5 protein-coding genes are annotated in these 5,613 nt (G+C 54.8%); 2 read left to right on the top strand and 3 right to left on the bottom strand.

The window, feature by feature from the left end; translation table 11 throughout:
• Window positions 1-120: 120 nt before the first annotated feature.
• Together PHX60_RS15665 and PHX60_RS15660 are read right to left on the bottom strand one after the other, a co-directional pair.
• Entirely contained in the window at window positions 121-1,197 is a 1,077-nt protein-coding gene (locus PHX60_RS15665) for an ABC transporter permease subunit (RefSeq protein WP_300079656.1), read from the bottom strand.
• 18 nt (window positions 1,198-1,215) lie between these two features.
• Window positions 1,216-2,250: an ABC transporter substrate-binding protein gene (locus tag PHX60_RS15660; protein ID WP_300079654.1), complete on the bottom strand. Its 1,035-nt coding sequence runs from the start codon at window positions 2,248-2,250 to the stop codon at window positions 1,216-1,218.
• Window positions 2,251-2,486: 236 nt separating this feature from the next.
• On the opposite strand from PHX60_RS15660, the gene PHX60_RS15655 reads away from it, so the two are divergent.
• Window positions 2,487-3,116: a cysteine dioxygenase gene (locus PHX60_RS15655; RefSeq protein ID WP_300079652.1), complete on the top strand. Its 630-nt coding sequence runs from the start codon at window positions 2,487-2,489 to the stop codon at window positions 3,114-3,116.
• A gap of 25 nt (window positions 3,117-3,141) precedes the next feature.
• Window positions 3,142-4,740: a rhodanese-related sulfurtransferase gene (locus tag PHX60_RS15650; RefSeq protein ID WP_300079650.1), complete on the top strand. Its 1,599-nt coding sequence runs from the start codon at window positions 3,142-3,144 to the stop codon at window positions 4,738-4,740.
• Between the two features lie 73 nt (window positions 4,741-4,813).
• On the opposite strand, the gene PHX60_RS15645 is transcribed toward PHX60_RS15650, so the two are convergent.
• Window positions 4,814-5,506, bottom strand: coding sequence for an LLM class flavin-dependent oxidoreductase (locus PHX60_RS15645; RefSeq protein WP_300079648.1), 693 nt, complete (start codon window positions 5,504-5,506; stop codon window positions 4,814-4,816).
• Between the last annotated feature and the right edge of the window lie 107 nt (window positions 5,507-5,613).

Genomic DNA, 5,613 nt, shown 5'->3' with positions numbered 1-5,613 from the left:
AGTGACAAAAAGCACGCGAACAGCGGCGCAGGAGGGCATCAGGGTGCAATGCGGGTGCATATTTGCAGAAAAAATCGGCTGAGGCTGGGGTGGCCGGGAGGTGCTTTTTTTGTCACGGATTCAGGATTTAACCATCCCTTTTTGCCAAGACAACACGCGGTCACGCACCAAAAACAACAAAGAAATCACGCCAGAAAATAACAATGCCATCACCAACAGCGCGCCATACATATTGGGATAGCTGGCCCAGCCCTGTGCCCAAGTCAGATACCAACCTAAACCAGATTTAACCCCCAGCATTTCGGCCACCACCAGTGTAGAAAACGCTGCACCCAAACCCATGAATAAACCCACAAATACTTGGGGTAGTGATGCTGGAATAGCTACCCGCAATACCAAAAACCAAGGAGAGGCACCCATAGTGCGCGCTACGTCATAGTAATTTTTGTTCACACTGGAAACTCCCGACCAAGTAAGGATAGCCACTGGAAAAGCTGTACCCAATGCAATCAAAAATACGGCGGTGGACCAACTGGATGGAAAAAAGTAGAAAGAAATAGGCAGCAGCGCCGTCGTTGGCAGTGGCCCCAGCACGCGCAGCACTGGGTGAATCCAATAATTGGCCAACTTAGACCAACCAATTAACACGCCGACGACAAACCCAGCCACGCCACCCATGCCAATACCAATTAGCAATAGCTTGACCGAATTGACAGCACAATCAATTAGGCGCTCCCAATCGGAGATAAACACCTCAGCCAGACTTTGTGGCGGTGCAAAAAAGGGCGTGGGCAGAGTACCCAGTTTGGCCGTGAATACCTCCCACGCAGCCAAGCCGACCGCTGAGGCCAGCAGCCACGGCCCCACCAACTGCAAGCGTGGCAGCAAAGGGCCAGCCAACTTTGGCACTAAGGCCAATACAGCCAGCAGCCCCGCTACCGCCAAAGCAAACCAAGCAAACTCGGTGGTATAGGCCCAATCGCTAAAACCCACCTCCTTGTTCGGCCAGAGATAGGTCAGCGCGCCCAATGTGCTCCATGCGCTGGCAGCGAGCAACCCCAGCCACCAAGGCCGGAAGCCTTCTTTGTGCGCGCTGCTTGCGGCAGGGGTAATAGGAATACTCGGAGATGCGCGACGGCGCAAAGCAGTCGCTACCGGAATCGGCGCTGGAAATAATTTTTCGGCAATGCTGCTCATGGAAAAACTCCTGTGGGCTTAACCCAATACATCTACCGTGACATGCTTGGCTAGTCGCGCGGGGTCGGTACTGGCTTTAAGCACATTCACCAGTTTGAAGTCACGGGCATAAAACTCCACTTCTTTTTGCAGCGCTGCTCCATGCGGGTGGCTACGGTGGGTCAGTGTGCCTAGCACGGCGCGCAAATCTTCTAACGAGGATTTAGAGTACGGTTTATAAATTTTGGCCGTTTCATTCGGATAGTCGGCCACAAACTCAGAAGCCTCATTAATGGCCCGCACCAACGAGGCCACCACAGGCCGCTCAGCCTGCACCAACTTGCTACCCACTCCGACAACGCAGCAGGTTTTGGCAGCATATTCACCCGATAAATTGGTGGCCAAATCTACCAAGCCCTTGGTACGGCGTTGAATCAGTGCCAAATTGGGGTCACTATCGGCAATGGCATGGGCCTCGCCTTTTTCGACTGCTAAACCCAGCATATCCGCTGGGAATTGACGCCAGTTGACATCTTTATCTGGATTCAATCCTGCTTTGGTAATAAGCACAGAGAAAAAGTTTTTGCCAGGACTGTTTAAGTCGGAAACGGCAATCGTTTTACCCTTGAGATTGACCAGCGTGGTTGCACCCGCCGGTTCATAGCCCACTAAGCGCACACAGCCGCCGTGGCTGCTGCCTACCAACTTAACATCCAAACCCGATTCCAGCGGTTTAATCCAGCGGTGAATCATGCCCAGTGCGCCATCGGCTTTTTGTGTCGCAATGGTTTCTAACAATTGGTCGGTGGAGCCAGCAAAGTTGATTAATTCCACCTTGAGGCCGTGCTTCTCAAAAATACCACGCTCTAAAGCGACCGGAGCAGCGGCCAAGCAGGGGGCATTGGCATTCCAAGCCAACTTAAAGTCACGCAGCTTGCCTGCCGTGCCTTGGGCCAACACATGGCCAGCAGCTAGGCCCGTGGCACCCACCATCCCGGCAGCTCCGGCAGCGCGCAGCCATTGGCGGCGTGACCAACTATTGCCCATGTCAATGACATTGTGTTTTGCAACCATGAAAAGCACCTTTTTTTGCAATAAAAGTAGCGCCTGCCGCCATGTAGTGCATGGGGGGCAAGCATGTCTGAATAGCCTGCATTGCACCCCAAACTGCGCCGCACGGAAACGAAGAAAAACAGCCATTCATATGCAAAAGAATCCACACCATAAGCACGCAGGATGCGCTGCAATGTCGGTTCGCACGAGGTCACTGCGTACCTTTTTTATGTAGCCCATTCATCCCGCTTTCAACTATGAGTCAGCCCCTTTCATCGCAACGTTTGCGCCAGTTTGTGCAGCAGTTGGCAGCCCTGCTAGAACGCAAGCCCACAGAGTCGGACATCCTCGGCCAAGGCAGCGCCTTACTGGCCGATTTGGTCGCCCATGACGATTGGCTCCCCGATGCTTACGCCCAGCCACATCCGCAGCATTACCAACAAAACTTGCTGTATGCCGATGCGTTAGGGCGTTTTTCCGTCGTCAGCTTTGTCTGGGGGCCAGGGCAGTCCACCCCTATCCACGATCACACCGTCTGGGGCTTGATTGGCCTGTTGCGTGGCGCTGAAACCTCGCAAAGCTATACCCAAGATGCCCAAGGCCGCTGGGTGCCACAGGGTGCATCAGTGCTTTTACAGCCCGGTCAAGTGGAGGTGGTTTCACCGACGGTAGGTGATGTCCACCGCGTGAGCAATGCGCTGGCCGACCAAGCCTCCATCAGCATCCATGTTTATGGAGCCAACATTGGTGCCGTAGAGCGATCCGTGTTCTTAGAAGATGGAACGCACAAGCTTTTTGTATCTGGGTACAGCAACACCAGCCTGCCCAATCTCTGGGATTTGTCAATTGAGAAAAACGCAGCGTTGCGCGCAACCACTGCTGCCTAAATTTTTTGTGCCTTGTGAGAACACCATGACCCATCCCTTACCTTTCAAAACTTTTCAAGACGTGCGCCAGGCCCTGCTGGCAGAACAAGAAATCGCGCTGCTCGATGTGCGCGAAGAAGACCCCTTTGCCCAAGGCCATCCGCTGTTTGCCGCCAACTTTCCCGCCGGTCGTTTGGAGCTAGATGCTTGGAGCCGCATTCCCCGGCGTGACACGGCCATTGTGGTTTATGACAACGGCGAAGGCTTGGCCGAGCCTGCTGCACGTACCTTGCAACAGCTAGGGTACAGCGATGTGGCGCTACTGGAAGGCGGGTTGCAGGGCTGGAAAAATGCAGGCGGCGAAATTTTTATCGACGTCAATGTCCCCAGTAAAGCGTTTGGTGAACTGGTGGAATCGGTGCGCCACACGCCTTCATTGTCCGCAGAAGAAGTACAAGCCCTGCTCAAGCAACATGCCGATGTAGTGGTGCTGGATGCACGCCGCTTTGATGAATACCAAACCATGAGCATTCCCGGTGGCATCAGTGTGCCGGGGGCAGAACTGGTTTTGCACGCCCAAGCCTTGGCACCAAACCCAGCCACGCAAATCATTGTCAACTGTGCCGGGCGCACGCGCAGTTTGATTGGCACCCAATCGCTGGTGAATGCGGGCATTCCCAACCCAGTAGCCGCCTTACGCAACGGCACCATTGGCTGGACGCTGGCAGGCCAGACACTAGAGCACGGCGCTAACCGCCGTTTTGGCGCAGTTTCTGCGGAGCAACAGACCCAAGCCGCCAGCCAAGCCCGTGCTGTGGCGGAGCTGGCTGGCGTGCGCCGCGCTTTAGCAGCAGACCTAGAGCGTTTTATTGCCGAAACAGGGCGAACCACCTATCTGTTTGATGTTCGCACCCCAGAGGAATATGCAGCGGGCCATCTGCCGGGCTTTCGCAGCGCCCCCGGTGGTCAACTGGTGCAAGAAACTGACCACTCTGCACCGGTACGCGGTGCCCGTATCGTGCTGGCCGACACCGATGGCGTGCGCGCCAATATGACCGCCTCTTGGTTGGCACAAATGAACTGGGAGGTTTGGGTGCTGGATACAGTGCCCGCCAGTGCCTTAACCGAAATAGGCACCCCGGCACAAAGTTATCCAGAGCCGCAAGGCCCGTTGCACCCTGTGCAGCCCACCGAGTTGGCTGCTTGGTTGCAAAGCGAACCTACCGGAGAAACGGTGGTGATTGACACTACCACCAGTGCCAATTACGTCAAGCGCCATATTCCGGGGGCGTGGTTTGTGCTGCGCTCACAACTGGCCGAAGCGGTAGCCCATATCCCTAAAGCGCGCCGCTATGTGCTGACCTGTGGCAGCAGCTTGCTGGCCCGCTATGCTGCTGCCGATCTGACCCGTCTGACTGGGGCCGAGGTCTATGTGCTGCAAGGCGGCACTTTGGCTTGGATTGAGGCGAACCTGCCACTGGAACATGGCGAGACCCATCTGGCCTCTCCACGCACTGACCGCTACCGCCGCCCCTATGAAGGCACTGACAACGCCCGCGAAGCCATGCAAGCCTATCTGGATTGGGAGTTTGGCTTAGTCGAACAGTTGGGCCGTGATGGCACACATGGCTTTCGAGTGATTTAAAGCCACACCAGATAAAAAATGGCATCTTCCGCTAAAAGATGCCATTTTTTCTGATGTTAGCGCTACAAGCCGATTAGGCTGTGGCCGCCACAGAGGCAGCAGAAGCCACTGTGCTGGTGAGGGCCGTAGCCGCCTCGGTGCTTAGCCGTTGGCGGGTATAGCGGTTGATGGGAAACGGCAGGCCCAGATTGCCCCGGAAGGTGCTGGCGGAATACTCGGTACGCAACAGACCACGTTGTTGCAACAGTGGCACGGCCAGTTCGACAAAATCTTTTAGCGACGTGTTGGGCAAAGCCTCAAAGAAATTGAAACCATCGGCGGCACCACCTTCAAACCAACGCTGGATTTCATCGACCACCTGCTCTGGCGTGCCCACAAAGGTGCGCTTAGGGCGTGCATACCATTGGGCCACTTCACGCAGTGTCAAGTGGTTAGTCTTGGCATGTTGCTTGATTTTGTCGCTGGCAGCCTGTTGGCTGTTACGGCCTAAGTCGCCCAGTTCTGGAAAAGGCGCATCCAGTGGGTATTGCGAAAAATCGTGGTCGTTGAACGGGCGGGCCAGCGCTGCAATCACGTTGTCGATGGGCACCAGTGCAGCCAGCTCTTCGTATTTGCGCTCGGCTTCCTCGACAGTACGGCCTACAATCGGGCGAAAACCCGGCAGCAAAAATACCTGATCGGGGTTGCGCCCCTCAGCAGCCACACGTTCTTTAACGTCTTGGTAGTAAGCACGGGCTTCTTCAAAGGGTAGTGGTAAAATTACCAATGATTAATTATTTTAAGAAATTTAATGATTGAAGAAAAAATTGTTTATCTCTGTCGTTCATGCAAAAGTGACAATCTTGTAAAAAATGGTCACTCCATGAGTGGAAA

It is taken from the genome of Giesbergeria sp. (assembly GCF_028686475.1).
In the GTDB taxonomy this organism is placed as follows: domain Bacteria; phylum Pseudomonadota; class Gammaproteobacteria; order Burkholderiales; family Burkholderiaceae_C; genus Simplicispira.
This window is presented reverse-complemented; position numbering and strand designations above follow the sequence as displayed.

Bases quoted from the DNA above. Each gene is read 5' to 3' on its own strand.
- PHX60_RS15665 (WP_300079656.1), bottom strand. From the start codon at position 1,197: ATGAGCAGCATTGCCGAAAAATTATTTCCAGCGCCGATTCCGGTAGCG.
- PHX60_RS15655 (WP_300079652.1), top strand. From the start codon at position 2,487: ATGAGTCAGCCCCTTTCATCGCAACGTTTGCGCCAGTTTGTGCAGCAG.
- PHX60_RS15660 (WP_300079654.1), bottom strand. From the start codon at position 2,250: ATGGTTGCAAAACACAATGTCATTGACATGGGCAATAGTTGGTCACGC.
- PHX60_RS15650 (WP_300079650.1), top strand. From the start codon at position 3,142: ATGACCCATCCCTTACCTTTCAAAACTTTTCAAGACGTGCGCCAGGCC.